At 42.2% G+C, this 16974-nt stretch carries 13 protein-coding genes; 6 read left to right on the forward strand and 7 right to left on the reverse strand.

Features of this window, described 5'->3' with window-relative positions:
• The first annotated feature begins 127 nt into the window (after positions 1–127).
• The 3 genes from Q0I54_RS10995 to Q0I54_RS11005 all read left to right on the forward strand — a co-directional run bounded on the left by Q0I54_RS10995 (position 128) and on the right by Q0I54_RS11005 (position 2891).
• Entirely contained in the window at positions 128–805 is a 678-nt protein-coding gene (locus tag Q0I54_RS10995; RefSeq protein WP_109216983.1) for a CoA transferase subunit A, read from the forward strand.
• A gap of 1 nt (position 806) precedes the next feature.
• Positions 807–1463 carry a 3-oxoacid CoA-transferase subunit B gene (locus Q0I54_RS11000; protein ID WP_021738578.1) on the forward strand — a complete coding sequence of 219 codons (657 nt, stop codon included), beginning with the start codon at positions 807–809 and terminating at the stop codon, positions 1461–1463.
• 228 nt (positions 1464–1691) lie between these two features.
• Complete coding sequence (locus Q0I54_RS11005) at positions 1692–2891, forward strand: MFS transporter (protein WP_296118662.1); 1200 nt, start codon at positions 1692–1694, stop codon at positions 2889–2891.
• Between the two features lie 206 nt (positions 2892–3097).
• On the opposite strand, the gene Q0I54_RS11010 is transcribed toward Q0I54_RS11005, so the two are convergent.
• A complete protein-coding gene (locus Q0I54_RS11010; RefSeq protein WP_296118664.1) occupies positions 3098–3913 on the reverse strand; it encodes a GTP pyrophosphokinase family protein in 816 nt (271 codons plus the stop codon).
• Positions 3914–4331: 418 nt separating this feature from the next.
• On the opposite strand from Q0I54_RS11010, the gene Q0I54_RS11015 reads away from it, so the two are divergent.
• Positions 4332–4805, forward strand: coding sequence for an RNA polymerase sigma factor (locus Q0I54_RS11015; protein WP_296118665.1), 474 nt, complete (start codon positions 4332–4334; stop codon positions 4803–4805).
• Positions 4802–6034, forward strand: a complete 1233-nt coding sequence (locus tag Q0I54_RS11020; RefSeq protein ID WP_296118667.1) for a hypothetical protein — start codon at positions 4802–4804, stop codon at positions 6032–6034. The genes Q0I54_RS11015 and Q0I54_RS11020 overlap by 4 nt, the downstream gene beginning before the upstream one ends.
• 67 nt (positions 6035–6101) lie before the next feature.
• Here the strand turns inward: Q0I54_RS11020 and Q0I54_RS11025 are convergent, their stop codons facing one another.
• The 6 genes from Q0I54_RS11025 to Q0I54_RS11050 all read right to left on the reverse strand — a co-directional run bounded on the left by Q0I54_RS11025 (position 6102) and on the right by Q0I54_RS11050 (position 16005).
• Positions 6102–7211, reverse strand: coding sequence for a PD-(D/E)XK nuclease family transposase (locus Q0I54_RS11025; protein ID WP_296118668.1), 1110 nt, complete (start codon positions 7209–7211; stop codon positions 6102–6104).
• Between the two features lie 559 nt (positions 7212–7770).
• A complete protein-coding gene (aspS, locus tag Q0I54_RS11030) occupies positions 7771–9576 on the reverse strand; it encodes an aspartate--tRNA ligase (protein ID WP_296118669.1) in 1806 nt (601 codons plus the stop codon).
• Between the two features lie 78 nt (positions 9577–9654).
• Positions 9655–10902, reverse strand: a complete 1248-nt coding sequence (gene hisS, locus Q0I54_RS11035) for a histidine--tRNA ligase (RefSeq protein ID WP_118702961.1) — start codon at positions 10900–10902, stop codon at positions 9655–9657.
• 163 nt (positions 10903–11065) lie between these two features.
• On the reverse strand, positions 11066–12802 hold the full coding sequence (gene hemZ / locus Q0I54_RS11040; RefSeq protein WP_296118671.1) for a coproporphyrinogen dehydrogenase HemZ: 1737 nt from the start codon (positions 12800–12802) through the stop codon (positions 11066–11068).
• A 93-nt stretch (positions 12803–12895) separates the two neighbouring features.
• Entirely contained in the window at positions 12896–13528 is a 633-nt protein-coding gene (locus Q0I54_RS11045) for an MBL fold metallo-hydrolase (RefSeq protein ID WP_296118672.1), read from the reverse strand.
• A 104-nt stretch (positions 13529–13632) separates the two neighbouring features.
• Positions 13633–16005, reverse strand: coding sequence for a bifunctional (p)ppGpp synthetase/guanosine-3',5'-bis(diphosphate) 3'-pyrophosphohydrolase (locus Q0I54_RS11050; protein ID WP_367270837.1), 2373 nt, complete (start codon positions 16003–16005; stop codon positions 13633–13635).
• Between the two features lie 253 nt (positions 16006–16258).
• Between Q0I54_RS11050 and Q0I54_RS11055 the strand changes: the two genes are divergently transcribed.
• A complete protein-coding gene (locus tag Q0I54_RS11055; protein WP_296118675.1) occupies positions 16259–16780 on the forward strand; it encodes a peptidylprolyl isomerase in 522 nt (173 codons plus the stop codon).
• Positions 16781–16974 lie beyond the last annotated feature (194 nt).

Here is a 16974-nt window from a genome sequence, read left to right on the forward strand (position 1 = left end):
TCATTTTTTTTGTGAAATATCTCTGGATTTTGCCGGGCAAGGTGTTATAATGGAGACAGGCTATGTGGACGTATGACGTTGTCAACAGAGCAAAATTATTATCATGTAATTAATAGGAGGGAAAGAAATGGCTAAGACTAAAGTTATTTCTGCTAAAGAAGCTGCCGCACTGATCAAAGATGGCGATACTGTATTAGTCGGCGGATTCATGACAAATGGAACAGCAAAATCTATCGTAAATGAAGTAACAGCAAAAGACCTTACTGTTGTATGTAACGATGCCGGTTTCGAGAATGAAGGAACAGGTCGTTTACTTCACAACGGACTGATCAAAAGACTGATCGCTACACACGTAGGTCTGAACAAAGAAGTTGCTGCAAAATTCAACGCAGGCGAGATTGAGTTAAAACTTCAGCCGCAGGGTACACTTGCTGAGCAGGTACGTGCAGGCGGAGCTGGTCTTGCAGGCTTCCTTACACCAACAGGTATCGGTACTATCGTTGCTGACAGTACTTCACCGACAACTCTGGAAGGCAAACAGGTTATCGAATTAGATGGTAAAGAGTACCTTCTTGAGAAAGCAATCCGTGGTAATGTTGCAATCATCCAGGGATATATTGCTGATGAATCCGGAAATATCCGTTACAAAGGATCTACTCGTAACTTCAACCCGATGATGGCTTCTGCAGCTGATATCGTTATTGCCGAAGTTGAGAAAATCGTTCCGGCTGGCGAAATCGGTCCAAACTATGTGGAGACTCCACACATTTATGTTGATTATTTAGTAGTAAAGGAGGAAGCATAAGATGGAAAGAAGTGAAATCAAACCATATATCGCGAAACGTGTCGCTAAAGAATTACATGATGGTGATGTTGTAAACCTCGGTATCGGACTTCCTACTATGGTTCCGGATTACCTTGATCCATCTGTTAAACTTACATTACAGTCTGAGAACGGGTTCATCGGTCTTGCAGCTGTTGATCCGGAAGATCCGGATGCTGCATACATCGTAAATGCAGGCGGACAGCCGGCTGGTATCGAGAAAGACGGTATGTTCTTCGACAGTGCTACATCTTTCTCCATCATCCGTGGTGGACATGTAGATGCTACAATCCTTGGTTCTCTTCAGGTAGATGAGAAAGGTAACATCGCAAACTGGATCATTCCTGGAAAAATGGTTCCTGGAATGGGTGGAGCTATGGACCTTGTAGTAGGTGCTAAACGAGTTATCGTTGCTATGGAGCACACACAGAAAGGTGCACCAAAGATCTTAAAAGAGTGTACTTTACCGCTGACAGCAGAAGCTCAGGTAAACCTGATCGTTACTGAGATGGGCGTTATGGAAGTAACTCCGGAAGGAATCGTATTAAAAGAGTACAACCCGGAATTCACTGTTGAAGAAATCCAGGCTGCTACTGAAGCAAAACTGATCATTGCTGATGATCTGAAACCAATCGAGTAATGTGGCGTGCAGTGATTCTGAGAAGAATATATCAGCTTATGCTGACCAGAATCATGCATCAAGTCTCACATATATTCGACTTGAATAAAATAAAAAACAATTTTATATTGTATTTAAAAAGGTATGCTCTTGCATACCTTTTTATTTGCGTATATAATAGCAACGATCCTATATTTTATATGATATATATAACAAATATAATATTTTTTCGAAAGGAGATTCCCTTTTATGGTGAACAAAAAAATGCTGAAAATAGCCATTCTGGTCATTACATTCGCTCAGATGGCTACCAATGGTCTGTCGCCGGCACTTTCAGATATCGCCGCTGCCTTTCCGTACACAGCCATTTCAACCATACAGCTTTTGATGAGTCTTCCGGGTATTTTTGTTGTGGTATTATCCTTTGTGGCTGCATGGCTGACATCAAAAATTTCCAAAAAAGTCCTGATTGGAATGGGAAGTATCTGCATCTGTCTGACCGGTATTCTTGGAACCTTTATTTATCAGAGTCTTTCCCTCCTTTTTGCCTGGTCTGTGATCATGGGTATTGGTATGGGACTGGTATCTGCACTGACCGCTTCTCTGATCACTGATTTTTACGAAGGGCAGGAAAAAACATCCCTCATGGGCCTTCAGACAAGTGCGGCAAACGTTGGCGGTATGATCATGACAGCTGTCGGCGGTGTCTTAACCGCTGTCGCATGGAACCTGGACTATCTCGTATATGTCATTATCGGTGTTCCGGGACTGATCCTGTTACTTTTATTTGTTCCGTACAAAAAACAGGAAACAGTCACCACTACAAAAGAAACTGCCCCGTCAGCACAGACTTCCAATTCTTTTTCCGTATTAAAACATGGAAAAGTTTGGATTTATACTATTTTCGCACTGCTGCTGTTACTGCTGTTTAATGTAGGTCCTACAAACCTTGCCATGTACGTTACAGAATTTGGTATCGGAAACTCTGTCCTGTCCGGATGGGCCGCAACCGTATTCCTTCTTGGCGGCACTCTGATGGGAATTGCCTTTGGTCTTCTTGCGAAAAGACTGGATGTCTGCACGATCCCGGTTGGATATGTGTTCCTTGCGCTCGGATTCTTCGTTATTATTATCAATCCGAACGTGGTATGCCTGTTTGTCGGCTGTCTGCTGGCGGGAATGTCCATCAGCCTTGTAACGCCTCAGTGCATCCTTCAGACCGGTGTATATGCAACAACACCGCAGGAATCCGCTATGGCTACTGCTGTTGTTCTGGCCGGATCCAATGTCGGTACTTTCCTGACACCTCAGGTTACAAATATCGCAGCCGCCGTCTTTGGAAGTGAGAGTACGCGTTACCGTTTTATTCTGGTTATCGTGATTGCGCTGGTACTGGCAGCAATTTCTCTTATTTTTACCGTAAGAGAACGGAAGCTTCGCAGAGCGTAAAAACACAAGAAAGTGTGCTATCACACACTTACGCGTTTAAAATTATCAATAGCACATCTTTCTTGCCCGCGCCGCGCACGCTTGCAAAGCAAGAATCTCTTCTCGTGCGAGTGCGCATCGTTTGCACGAAGTGCTTTTTTATGATAGGAAATTCATCGTAATTTCCTATCATAAAAAAGGTGTGCTTTCCTGGAAGGCACACCTTTTTATACGTTTTCAATTGACTGTCTCAGATCCAGCATCCGCTGATCCATATTCCGCACATCGATCGCGCAGGAGAATAATTCTTTTTTCAACACTTTTCCCTTTTTGTGATGTTTCTTATATTGTAACTGATATTCCAGCACAGACCAGAAATCCATTCCAATCGTTCGCAATTGAATTTCCACTTTTTTCCCGCTCGTAAACTGTACAATAATATGCAGGCTCTGATATCCGCTGTTTTTTGGTTTTTTCACAAAGTCTTTTTCTTTCATAATTGAAATTCCAGGTATCTGGTAAATAAAATCCCGCACCCGGTAAATGTCATCGAGAAACAGACAGACCACGCGGATTCCCGCCAGATCGTTGATGTATGTAAACACATTTTCCTCTGTGAGTTCTCTCTTTTTTTTTATCATTTTTGCAATGATACTTTCCCGATCTTTCAATCGGTACTTTGTATGACTGATAATGCTCCGTCCGATTTCTTCCTCCTGCTGAAATCCAAAATCTGTGATCTGTGTCAGCAGGTATTTCATACAGTCCAGATATTCTTTCCGCAATTTTGGATCATCCAAAAGGATGAGATCTGCCCCCAGCTGAGTCCTATCATCTTCAAACTTTTTCTCATCTTTATCTATCTCTATCTCGATGGCTGTCTTATCTATTGCGTCTTCATCCGTATTTATTTCAAATACTGAATCAACTTCTGTTTTGTCTTTTCTGTTTATTTCAGTTGCTATCTTAATAACTGTATCTCCATCTGTTTCTTTACAAATTTCCTCTTTTTTATTTGTTTTTTTCTTTTTTTCTTCTTTCAAATATACATCTCTCCTTTCTTTGCACACTCTATAATATATGCACGAACATTAGACTTATGACTACTTTTTTATATTTTTCACACTATTTTTCAGCTGAGGTAAATCTATCTTGTTTCTCTCAATCTGACTATCTTCTAACATATATGTGCCAAAAAATACTTACTTCTTTGCAACATTTTCAGCATATGATCATCGGGTAAAATCCAGAACCAGATTTTTGTAAATTGTTAGTAAAATTTCAAAATACCATCTACAACTATAACGATAGAATTTCCTCGTGAATCATTTTTGTAACTTATCAGATTATGTTGTGACCTTTTTGTGCTAAACTACATCTAATGGGTGTAATAGCTATTACAGAGTATAAAAATCTCATTTCACATTTACAAAAACATATTGAGATAAAAAGAGGGAAGTTATGACAAAACAGGATTTCGGAGATATGATTATTTCTTTTACCGATGACTTCTACCGCATTGCAAAGGCGATTTTAAAAGAGGATGCCGACTGTGAAGATGCCATGTCGTCTGCCATCGTAAAAGGATTTTCAAAACTTCACACACTAAAAAAACAGGAATATGCCAAAACATGGTTTTCACGCATATTGATCAACGAATGTCAGATGATCCTGCGAAAACGCAAACGGGAAGTCGCATATGAGGAAGGTGTACTGACCGAAGAAGCCGCACAGCAGGATTACTCAGACCTATATCAGCATCTGATGCAGCTAGATATTTCCTACCGTCTTCCACTGGTAATGTACTACTTCGACGGATTTAAAATACGGGAAATTGCAGACATTCTGGAAATGAGTGAGAATGCCATAAAAATGCGGTTAAACCGCGGAAAACTTCAGTTAAGAACAATGTTTGAAAAGGAGGCCGCCATATGAATCACGACTCTAAACACAATAATTTTGAATATGAAAAAGAAACTTTTCCAAAAACACCGGAACGTTTTAAACAGCTTGTTGCTGATCAGGTAGCTCAGGAACAGCAGAAAAATAATGTTTCTTCTATAAAATCCAAAAAGAAATGGATGCCGGCAAAAGTTGCTGCCGTAATTATTGTATGCGCTACTATGGGAACCACCGGCGCTTATGCCGGAATTAAACAGTATCAGGCAAGATCACAGCAGTATTTGCAGGAAACAGGACGTATCACTACTCCGGAAAGTTCTTCCGAAGAAGAAACATCTACTGCTTCTGGCACTACAAATTCTGCGCCACCAGCAACGATTGTATCAGAAGAAAGCGGTCTTGTTACCACTTTTTCGGATACCTGGCCGGATGTTATGTTCAATCAATATGATAACAACTATCAAAAACAACCAAACCCATATATGAATGTTATAGATGCTTACTATGATGGAGGATTACTTTCCATTTATGGTGAAGCAACCCAATATGGTATAAAAACCTTCGGAGACTGGTTCCTTCCGGATTGTATTATCATCAATGATACCATCTATATAGCACAATGGAACATTAACGGTTTACCAGGTACTTCATCCGATCCACAATATAAACGCGGAGCTTTTCATGCCAGAGTAGAACTTTCTGATGTAGATTTACCAGACACCTTCACGGTGCAGGTTCCACTGGTAACCAGCGTAGATCCAAAAACTGGAAATCACTATATGCAGGCAATCAGCTTTGATATTTCCGGCTCTGTCAACGTAAAACCTGCAACTTCTACCTATACAGAAAGCGGCGCAGAGGTAACAATTGCACAGAGTAAAGTTTCTGCCTCTGGAACATATCTGGATCTTACTTGGAATTTTGGCAAGGACTATGACTCCTTCCAAAACTTTGATAACGTAATGAATGACGACAATATTCACAACTGGATATTCTGCAAAATTACAGATTCCAATGGAAATACTTACAATACCCAGACAGAAAATGCAGCTTTTCATTCCTCTAGCATGGAGAATGACTCAGACGATGGTGGAGAACGTGCTTATACCGACGATGATGGTAACTACTGTTTCCGCACACAGGTAGTTATTCCGACAATGACACAGGACTTCACTTCTCTGGAAGTCACCCCTTATGTTCATCTCGAAGATGGAACTGAAACTGATCTGGACTTTGCATCTTTCCAGGTGGATTATGAATAGTATAGTTTTGTCAAGGTTTCAGAAAGCCGGCAATTGCCGGCTTTCTGTTATGAACTCACTTCCCACCTTATTGATTTGCTTTTTTCTTTTCCTCTTCAAGCTCATGAATACGCGCTAAAGCCGCCTGTAATTCCTGATTTTTTTCATCCAATTCCTGATTCTTCTCATCCAATTCCTGATTCTTCTCATCCAGTTCCTGATTCTTTTCATCCAGTTCCTGATTCTTCTCACCTAATTTCTGATTTATAAGATCCAGTTCTTTTCCTTTTTGTTTCAAATCCTCCTGCATCTCATCAATCATCAACTGCACAGTATTCCGGTCAAGTTCCTGTAATTCTTTCGAAAACATATCCATCACTCCTTCGATATTTCGACAGATGTCATAGATTTGTTCATAGTATGCTCTGAACTCGGGATACTGCTCGATAATCGCAACAATCATTTCCGGATCATCTATACAAAAGAACGCAATCCATGCATCAAGTCGACTGTTTATCAGATACTTATTTTCTTTATTTTGCTGAATATTTTTAAAATTGTCAAGCGCTACGAATACATATTTTTGCAGCAGATTAAATTCCAGTCCCGAATCTGATTTTTGCCCGAAAGAATGAATATATACATCTGGAAATTTTTTAAATTCTGCAGGACTGTTTTCAAACAGCACAATTGTATATACATCTTTGATGTCTTTGTAACTGAATTTTTTCTTTCGTTCACTTCGCACCCGCTTATACTGCCGCAACAGCAAATCTGCGGAATAGCAGGCACTTCTTTCTCCCGGAAACTTATACCCAATTTTTTGAATTTCCAGATTTGCAATGCTGCCATTGGAAAGCTGCACTACAATATCCATAATAACAAGTGATGATTCATCTGCCAGTCGTGTTCCATCATTTGGTAAAACTTCCATCACATGAACCTCCTGCTTTAATAACAGAGACAATAACTCATCAATACGCTCTGGTGTTGACTCTGGATTCAAAATCTCTTTACTCACAAAATCATACATCACTTTTACTCCCCGCGCTCCAGTGCAAAAATCAAGAAATTCCTCCTGCCGTTCTTCTTCCCACGAATAAAACGTACTCCACATCTTTTCGTTGTTGTTAATCTCTTTCAAAATTGCTTCTCTGGTCTGCAGCATAGGAAAATAATCTCGTAACTTTTTTGTCATGCAAACAACCTCCTCCATATGAAATATTTACATATTTAAAGCGGACATTCGCAATCCGCTTCCGCTACTTGCTCATGAACGCAGTCGCTTTGCGACCTGTCAGTGGGAGCTTTTAACTCCCACTGGTTAAGTATCCCCCTTACCCACCACTTAGTGCTCTACGCGCTTGAAGCGGGGAAATGCTTATTCTGCGTTCAAGTTTCACTAGCCTTCTTTTCTTTCTATTTTCATAGTTTAACTAATACAATGTATCACTCTGTTTTTCTTGATATTTACCGAATCGGCGCAACAATATTTAGACTGCTCGTAAGATATCACCACTCTGATAACTATGCAATTTTATCTGAATCAGATTTGTTTGAAGAACGATAGCATGAATATATACCACTTCCCCCTGACCGTCAACCATAAATTTTTCTGCATTTCTTACACTATACAAATTGCACAACACGCATTTTTTCCCACAAATCCTTTATTTTCAAGGCATGCAAAAAGCAGGAGCAGAAAATTCTCAGATTTTCCACTCCCGCTTTTTACTCATTTTTATGCAATTTTACAATTACTCCTCTTCTGTTGTCTCTTCCGGAAGTTTGATTGCAAGTCCAAGTTCTTCTAACTGTTTCTCATCTACCGTACCTGGAGCTTCTGTCATCAGACAGGAAGCATCTTTTACTTTCGGGAATGCGATAACGTCACGGATAGAATCTGCATGTACCATATGCATTACCATACGATCTAAGCCGTAAGCCAGTCCTGCGTGTGGCGGTACACCGTACTTGAATGCGGAGAGCAGGAAACCAAACTGATCCCATGCACGCTCTTTTGTAAATCCAAGTACCTCAAACATTTTCTCCTGAATATCATCCTGATGGATACGGACAGAACCGCCGCCAAGCTCAGTACCGTTTAATACGATATCATATGCTTTTGCACGAACAGCGCCCGGATCAGAATCGATCTTATCCCAATCCTCTTCCATTGGCATAGTAAACGGATGATGCATTGCCATATAACGATTCTCTTCATCGGACCACTCCAGTAACGGGAACTCTGTTACCCAGAGGAAGTTGTACTGGTTCGGATCCAGCAGGTTCAGCTCTTTTGCCATATGAAGTCTTAATGCGCCAAGAACTGCCCAGACAACTTTATTTTTATCTGCAGCGAATAACAGCAGATCGCCCGGCTTTCCTTCCATAGCTTCTACTAATGCTGCAAGTTCTTCCTCTGTCATGAATTTTGCAAAAGAAGATTTGTATGTGCCATCTTCATTTACACACAGATAAGCCAGACCTTTTGCTCCGTATGTTTTTGCCAGATCAACCAGTTTATCGATCTGTTTACGTCCCATGGAAGCTTTGCCCGGAACAGCGATACCACGTACGCTGCCGCCGTTCTCTAATGCACCGGTAAATACACCGAATCCACAGTCTTTTACCACGTCAGATACGTCATGTAATTCCATGCCAAAACGGGTATCCGGTTTGTCAGAACCGTAACGATCCATAGCATCCTGCCATGTCATACGCGGAAGCGGGATCTGTACATCCACACCGATTGCCTCTTTGAATACATATTTTAACAGACGCTCATTTACATCTAATACGTCATCTACATCTACAAAAGACAGTTCCATGTCCGCCTGTGTAAACTCCGGCTGACGGTCAGCACGTAAATCCTCATCACGGAAACATTTTGTAATCTGGAAATAACGGTCATATCCGGAACACATCAACAGCTGTTTAAATAACTGTGGAGACTGCGGAAGCGCATAAAAACTTCCCGGATGCACACGGCTCGGTACCAGATAATCTCTTGCTCCCTCCGGAGTGGATTTTGTCAGAACCGGTGTCTCAATCTCGATAAAGCCTTCTTTTGCCATGAAATCACGCATCAGATAAGCCACTTTGCTTCTCAGCATCAGGTTACGCTGTAAGTCCGGACGACGAAGATCCAGGTAACGGTATTTCAGACGGATTTCATCTTTTGTCTGAGAATTCTCCTCAATATGGAAAGGCGGTGTATCAGACTCAGAAAGGATACGAAGACTTTCTGCAATTACTTCGATATCACCTGTTTTTAAGTTTTCATTTACTGCTGCGGAACGTTTCTGGATCTTACCAACAACAGCGATAACGTACTCACTTCTGAGTGTCTCTGCTTTTGCAAATCCGTCACTTCCTACACTGTTTTCATCAAATACGATCTGAAGCAGACCGGAACGGTCTCTCAGATCAATAAAGATCAGGCTGCCCAGATTTCTTCTTCTCTGTACCCATCCCATTACGGTAACGGTACTTCCGATATCTGCGCTGGATACCTCTGTACATCTATGGGATCTTTTCAATCCACGCATGGACTCTGCCATAATTTATTCCTCCTGTAATCACTCATGCACACTGCATTTTTATTTTCAAAAACCTACAATTTACATCAGCTTCATTTTTTATTTAAAAAATTCTACGAACTCCTCGTAACCTTCCTTGGAAAGCTGCTCTTTCTGGAATTTTTTATTTTTATTCATGCGGACAACCAGTACCTGCTCGCCGTTTGCACGTGCCTGCTGTGCCTGTCCGATCACTTCACTGAGTTTGTCTCCCGGATATCCTTTTTCAATCAGATATGCGGTCTTTTTCGGCTGCTCCGGAATCTTGAATCCGTTCTCCATCAGAAGCAGGATGATACGCTCAAATCCGATGGAAAATCCGCAAGCCGGAACATCTTTTCCGGTGAAGTTTCCAACCATCTTGTCGTAACGTCCGCCGCCACCGCAGCTTCCGCCAAACTCCGGAATCGCAATCTCAAAAATAGTTCCTGTATAGTAAGACATGCCTCGTACTAACGTTGGATCAAATACCAGCTCAAAAGATGCCATCTTCGTTGCATTTACTGCAGATGCGATCTCTTTCATGTTCTGAACAATCTCTGCATCCAGATAATCGCCTAAGGTGTCTGCCAGATAGCTGATGCCATCCTCTGCCTGCTCCACACCAGTGAACAGGGACAGATATTTATCGATTGCTTCCTGTGCATAACCTTCTTTTGCAAGCTCCTCTGCAACGCCTTCCAGACCAATCTTGTCCATCTTGTCCAGAATGATAAATACGGTATCAAATTCTTCCTCTGCAAATCCACTGTAAGCTGCCATTGCTTTTAAGATACGGCGCTCATTGATACGAATCTCAAAATTTTTGAATCCAAGTTTGCCAAGTGTGGTTGTAGTTGCAAGGATCAGTTCGATCTCTGCCAGGTTGGACGGCTCGCCAAGAATATCAATATCACACTGCATGAACTGACGATAACGACCTCTCTGCGGACGGTCTGCACGCCATACATTTCCCATCTGAAGTGCCTTAAATGGGGATGGCAGATCATTTGCATGGTTTGCATAGTAACGGCAAAGCGGTACAGTCAGATCATATCTCATACCGAAGTCAACCAGATCAGCCTCACTCTGTGCTGTCTCTAATTTCAATTTCTCTCCACGTTTTAATACTTTGAAAATCAGTTTCTCATTTTCTCCGCCCTGCTTGTTGCTCAGGTTTGCGATATCTTCCATACAAGGTGTCTCGATCGGGGTAAATCCGAATGCACGATAAGTCTCTTTGATCACGCTCTGTACATAATCACGGATCTGCATCTCATCCGGCATAATATCTTTCATACCGTTTACCGGTTTTTTCTTTAAAGCCACTGTATATCCTCCATTCCATACAGATTGCTCTGTATATTATATTCCTTAAAAACAGACTTCCGACATCTGCTTTCGTATACACTACAAAACACAGATATTTCTCATTTTCTGTGTTCACATACATAGTTTATTATACGTTTGTGAGTTTGATATAGCAAGTGTTTTATATAAGCTGACCACAGTTTTTCAGCAATTCCCGCTTCCGCTCTACCATCTCATCCACACGATCCAGGTAATTTGTAATATCCTTTACATTTCCCACACGTTCAATACGCTTGCCATCCTCAAAAACAACTTTGGTGGTAGCACCTGCGCCAAGTGCCATAATTGTCTGTTTTTCTTCCATGATCAGAATATTGTACACACCGGCTTTTCCCGGTTTCGCGTATCCAACATTTTCAAAATTACCTGCCATATTTTTCTGGCGATACAAATAATATGGTTCCAGTCCCATCTCGTGACAGCACTCTGCGGTCAGATCGATGGTCTGCGCGGTATTCTCGATATGCAGATCCTCATACTGTTCCTTCTGCATCCGAAGTCTGGCTGCACGTTTGATGGCCAGTGAATGAACTGTAATATTATCCGGATCCAGCTCTTCCAGCTGTCTCATAGTCTCACGTACATCCTCGATAGTCTCCTCCGGAAGTCCAACGATCAGATCCATGTTGATATTATCAAAACCAACTTCCCGTGCCAGTTTGAAACTGTCGATGGTCTGCTGCACGGTATGCTGACGACCGATGAGACGCAGCGTTTCTTCTTTCATTGTCTGTGGATTGATGGATATTCTGGAAATATTGTGTTTATGGATCACTTCCAGTTTTTCTCTGGTGATGCTGTCTGGTCTGCCAGCCTCTACGGTAAACTCCAGAAGCTGTGTCTGCTTCCGCATCTTACTACTTTCACAACAAGAACCTGAAGCATTGCCATGAGCTGCACCATTTTCAGAATCTACTCCAACCATAGAATTCTGTGTTTCATCTGCTGCATCTGCTTCATTCATATGTTCATCCACATAGATCATTCTGCCCTGCTCATCCGCAATTCCAAAATAGCTTCCGATCATAGTCAACAGACGATCCATCTGCTCTGCGGAAAGTGTCGTCGGTGTGCCTCCGCCAATATAAACGGAATTCAAAACCTTATGTTTACATGCCTCTGCTGTAAATGCAATTTCTTTCTCCAATGCGTCCAGATATTCATCCATGCGGTTCGCCCATTTTGCCAACGGATAAGAGGTAAATGAACAATACAGGCACGTACTCGGACAAAACGGAATACCCACATACAGACTGTAGCCATTCTCATAATCAATGCGGCTCAGCAGTTCCAGTTCACGTTTTGCAACGGCCAGACTCAGCTCGATTTTTTCATCCGAAGCAAAATACGTTTCCTTCATATAAGAACGAATCTCATCTTCACTTTTCCCTTCCTCCAGTAATTCCATCGGAATCTTGGTCGGACGAATACCAGTCAATGTACCCCACGGAAGCGTCTTTCCTGCATACAACGTCAGCAGGTAATACAACTGCTGTTTTAACTCATTTTTTGTCTTTTTCCGATCTGCGAAATCAACCAGGACGCTGCCGCCCAGTGTCATTTTTTCTTCTGCAACGTCATTTTTCTTATTCTGTTCAACGGATTCTTCTGAACTCTGGTCTGTATTCTCTGTTTCTTCTTTTGCTATATTATTTTCTTCCTGCTGTTCCCGCTCATAAAACTTAAAATCAATCATGTGGTTTTTCCGGTCATAATTTACCACAAGATGAAATACACTCTCCGGGAACTCCTCCCGCGGCATGGCTTTTACAAGCACATCATGCTGTGGATAAAACGCTTTTACCAGAGAATGAATATCATACTCAAAATCCGGCTCATTTAACTGTACTGTAATCATACTTATTTCCTTTTCCTATCTTTTTACGTCACAAAAGGAATTTCCATAAATACAAATGCATCTACCTGTTTCATGAAAATTCCTTTTAATTCCTTATGCTAAGTACATATTATACTGTTTCTCGTAACCAATCGTGGTACGTGCCTCATGTCCCGGCAGAACCGCAGTATCGTTTGGAAGCACAAACAGTTTTTCTTTTACGGAACGTACCAGATCTGACATGCTGCCACCCTTGAAATCCGTTCTTCCAACAGAACCGCAGAACAGGGTATCACCGCTTGCCAGCACTTTGTTTCCGTCAAAATAGTAACAGCATCCACCCTCAGTATGTCCCGGTGTGGAGATCACTTTGATTTTGAATCCGGCTAAATCCAGCACATCACCGTCTTTTGTATACACGTCTGCATCGTAAGTCTCCGGATTACCAAACATTGCAGATACATTTTTCTGTATATCATGCATGGTAGTTTCTTCTTTTTGGCTTGCATACACGGAAACACCAAATGCATCTGCCACCATACGTGCATGATGTGCATGATCATAATGTCCATGTGTCAACAAAACTGCCTGTAATTTTAATCCGCGCTCTTTGATACGGCGAATAAGATCTGCTCCGTCTCCGCCCGGATCAATGATCACCATTTCTTTTGTATCGGCATTTACGATAAAGTAACAGTTTGTTCCGATATCGCCAACGTTATATTCTTCAATTCTTAAATCTGCCATATACGCTCCTGTCTAAATACATCCCACATATTACACATGCAGTAAATGCGGTCAGTCATATCTATACTCTGTCAAACCATTTTACTAACCATACTTGTTGCTTATCAGCCTGTCGTACGCTCGATTTCAAATACGCTTTCAATCTGGCGCAGCTTTTCACTCAGCATACTCAGTTCATCTTTTCCTTTTGTGTAAAAAGAAACCACAATGGTTGCAATTCCTTTTTTACTGGTCCGTGAATTAATGGAATCAATATCAATGCCACGCTCGGTAAAGACTTTTGAAATATCTACCAGCAGACCGGTACGGTTGTTTCCATAAATTTTGAGTTCTGCAAGGTAACGGCCATGTCCGCCATTTTCCTCCTCTGCAGCCCCCTGCTGCCATTCTGCCTCGATGAGACGCTGTCTGTCAAAATCCGGCAGTTGCATGATATTAACGCAATCCGTTCTGTGAATGGACACGCCACGGCCTCTGGTGACAAATCCGACGATCTCGTCTCCCGGAACCGGACTGCAGCATTTGGAAAAATGTACTGCTACATCTGTCAGACCTTTGACAATAATACCACTTTTTTTGTGAGTCGTCCGCTCAACTTCTACATGTTTTTCTTTCTGTTCGGAAGCATTTTCCACAACCTGCGCATCTGTCAGTTCTTTCTTATGTTCCTTGCGGTACTCCTCCATCATGCGGTTAACAATCTGCGACTCTTTCAGTCCTCCATGACCAACCGCTGCTAATACAGAATCCCAGTCGCGGAATCCATATTTACGCTGTACTTTTGCCTGATATTCCGGCTTATTGATATCACCCAAATTAATGGATTTTGCTTTACAGTAATTGTTCAGCAATTCTTTTCCGCTGACAATATTTTCTTCCTTAAACTCATTGCGGAACCACTGGTTGATCTTATTTTTTGCCTGAGTACTCTTTACCAGATTGAGCCAGTCACGGCTCGGACCTTTGGAGTTTGCCGATGTCAGGATCTCGATTCTGTCACCGTTTCGAATATTATAATCGATCGTTACCAGACGACCGTTGACCTTTGCTCCGATCATCTTGTTGCCGACTGCAGAATGAATCGCATAGGCAAAATCAATTGGTGTGGACCCCTTCGGAAGGCTCTTGACATCACCGCTCGGTGTAAAGCAAAATACACTGTCGGAAAATAGATCCAAATCGCTCTTTAACAGGCTCATAAACTCTCTGTTGTCAGACATGTCCCGCTGCCACTCCAGAATCTGGCGCAGCCAGCTTAACTTCTCTTCCTCACCATTGATGCTGTTTCCATTATTTGCTTCTTTGTATTTCCAATGTGCGGCAATACCATACTCCGATGTACGATGCATCTCCTCTGTGCGAATCTGAATTTCAAACGGCTGACCGGTCGGCCCGATCAGGGTCGTATGCAGAGACTGATACATATTCGGCTTCGGCATTGCGATATAATCTTTAAAACGTCCCGGGATCGGTTTGTATTTCTCATGAATCACACCAAGTGCTGCGTAACAATCCTTCACATCATCCACGATAATACGGATGGCAAACAGATCGTAAATCTGATCCAAAGTCTTATTCTGGTTTACCATCTTTTTATAAATACTGAAAAAATGCTTTGCCCGCCCCATAACTGTTGCTTTGATACCCGCCTCCTTCAGACAGGCCTCCACATCAGTCATCAGTCTGTGAACATACGCATCCCGTGCCGATTTTCGAACTGATATTTTTTCCACCAGATCATAATAAGCTTCCGGCTCCAGGTATTTCAGAGACAGATCCTCCAGCTCGATCTTAATCTTGGAAATACCGAGACGCTGCGCGATCGGCGCATAGATATCCATGGTCTCACGGGCTTTTTCTTTCTGCTTCTCCGGCTTCATATATTTTAAGGTACGCATATTGTGCAGACGGTCTGCCAGCTTAATGATGATGACACGGATATCCTTTGCCATGGCAAGAAACATTTTTCGCAGGTTCTCTGCCTGCACCTCGATTTTGTCCGCATCATAAGCAATCTGCCCCAGTTTTGTAACACCATCTACCAGCAGTGCCACTTCCGGTCCAAATACGTCCTTGATCTCCTCATCTGTCATAACGGTGTCTTCCACTACGTCATGAAGCAGTCCGGCCACGATCGTCTCTTTATCCATCTCAAGTTCTGCCAGAATAATGGCTACATACAACGGATGAATGATGTACGGTTCTCCGGATTTGCGCACCTGTGTCTTATGCGCTTCCGAAGCAATCTGATATGCTTTTTCCACCATGGAAATATCCGCTGACGGATGATACATCTGTATGATTCTGATCAGATCTTTATGCAGTTCCTCCGGGCTGACAAAATCCCTGATTGGAACAATTGCCGAGTCCAAAACTGCTGCCGGCTCAATTGATTGAAGGGCAGCTTCATCTATCTGCATTTTTGTCTGCGGTATGTTCTTTTTTTCTGAATTTATCTGTTTTTCTTTTGTTTCCATCTCGATCCCACCTATTCCAACATTATAATGAAATTTGTCATAAATTGCAACGCTTTCCAAATGTAGATGCTGCCTGTAGCGCTGTCCACAATACCCGGACAGTAACCTGACTGTTACTCTTTAGAGTATCACACGAATCGCTAAAAAAATAGCTATTTTTTTGAATTTTCTTGAAAACAAGAGACTTTTCAGATACAATGCATAATAGAAATGCCAATTTACTATATTTTTTGGCAATTATAAGGAGGCAATTATGGCACAGAATCCAATCGTAACAATCGAAATGGAAAATGGCGATATCATCAAAGCAGAGCTTTATCCGGAAATCGCCCCAAATACAGTAAATAACTTCATCTCTCTGGTAAAAAAAGGCTTTTATGACGGTGTGATCTTCCACCGTGTCATCAAAGGATTCATGATCCAGGGTGGCGATCCGGAAGGAACCGGAATCGGTGGTCCTGGCTACAGCATCCACGGAGAGTTCTCTCACAATGGTTTCACAAACAACCTGAAACATACACCGGGTGTACTTTCCATGGCTCGTACTATGATGCCAAACTCCGCAGGAAGCCAGTTCTTCATCATGCATGCAGCTGCACCACATCTTGACGGTGAGTATGCAGGCTTTGGTAAAGTCATCGAAGGTATGGAGAATGTAAACAAGATTGCAGAGACACGCTGCGATTACAGTGATCGTCCGATGGCTCAGCAGAAAATGGCGAAAGTAACCATTGACACTTTCGGTGTGGACTATCCGGAGCCTGAGAAATGTTAATTCTTGTTTAGGGTGATTTGGAACAAGCAGAAACGAACTCCAACAAGAACCTGAAAAATTTTCTGTGACCTCTGCGTCGCTTTTTTCCGACCGCTCCCGCGAACTCGCCCGCAAAATCGGCGTGCTCAGACACACTCCCGCGGTCGGGCTAGACGCAGCGGTCACAACGAAAATTTTACAATGGTTCTTTCGTT

Origin of the sequence: uncultured Eubacterium sp., assembly GCF_934295145.1 — a bacterium.
Lineage (GTDB): Bacteria > Bacillota > Clostridia > Lachnospirales > Lachnospiraceae > Eubacterium_I.

Coding starts and splice junctions, on each gene's coding strand:
- aspS (WP_296118669.1), bottom strand. CDS start 9,576: ATGGCAGAGTCCATGCGTGGATTGAAAAGATCCCATAGATGTACAGAG.
- Q0I54_RS11020 (WP_296118667.1), top strand. CDS start 4,802: ATGAATCACGACTCTAAACACAATAATTTTGAATATGAAAAAGAAACT.
- Q0I54_RS11055 (WP_296118675.1), top strand. CDS start 16,259: ATGGCACAGAATCCAATCGTAACAATCGAAATGGAAAATGGCGATATC.
- Q0I54_RS11025 (WP_296118668.1), bottom strand. CDS start 7,211: ATGACAAAAAAGTTACGAGATTATTTTCCTATGCTGCAGACCAGAGAA.
- Q0I54_RS11050 (WP_367270837.1), bottom strand. CDS start 16,005: ATGGAAACAAAAGAAAAACAGATAAATTCAGAAAAAAAGAACATACCG.
- Q0I54_RS11015 (WP_296118665.1), top strand. CDS start 4,332: ATGACAAAACAGGATTTCGGAGATATGATTATTTCTTTTACCGATGAC.
- Q0I54_RS10995 (WP_109216983.1), top strand. CDS start 128: ATGGCTAAGACTAAAGTTATTTCTGCTAAAGAAGCTGCCGCACTGATC.
- Q0I54_RS11005 (WP_296118662.1), top strand. CDS start 1,692: ATGGTGAACAAAAAAATGCTGAAAATAGCCATTCTGGTCATTACATTC.
- hemZ (WP_296118671.1), bottom strand. CDS start 12,802: ATGATTACAGTACAGTTAAATGAGCCGGATTTTGAGTATGATATTCAT.
- Q0I54_RS11000 (WP_021738578.1), top strand. CDS start 807: ATGGAAAGAAGTGAAATCAAACCATATATCGCGAAACGTGTCGCTAAA.
- Q0I54_RS11045 (WP_296118672.1), bottom strand. CDS start 13,528: ATGGCAGATTTAAGAATTGAAGAATATAACGTTGGCGATATCGGAACA.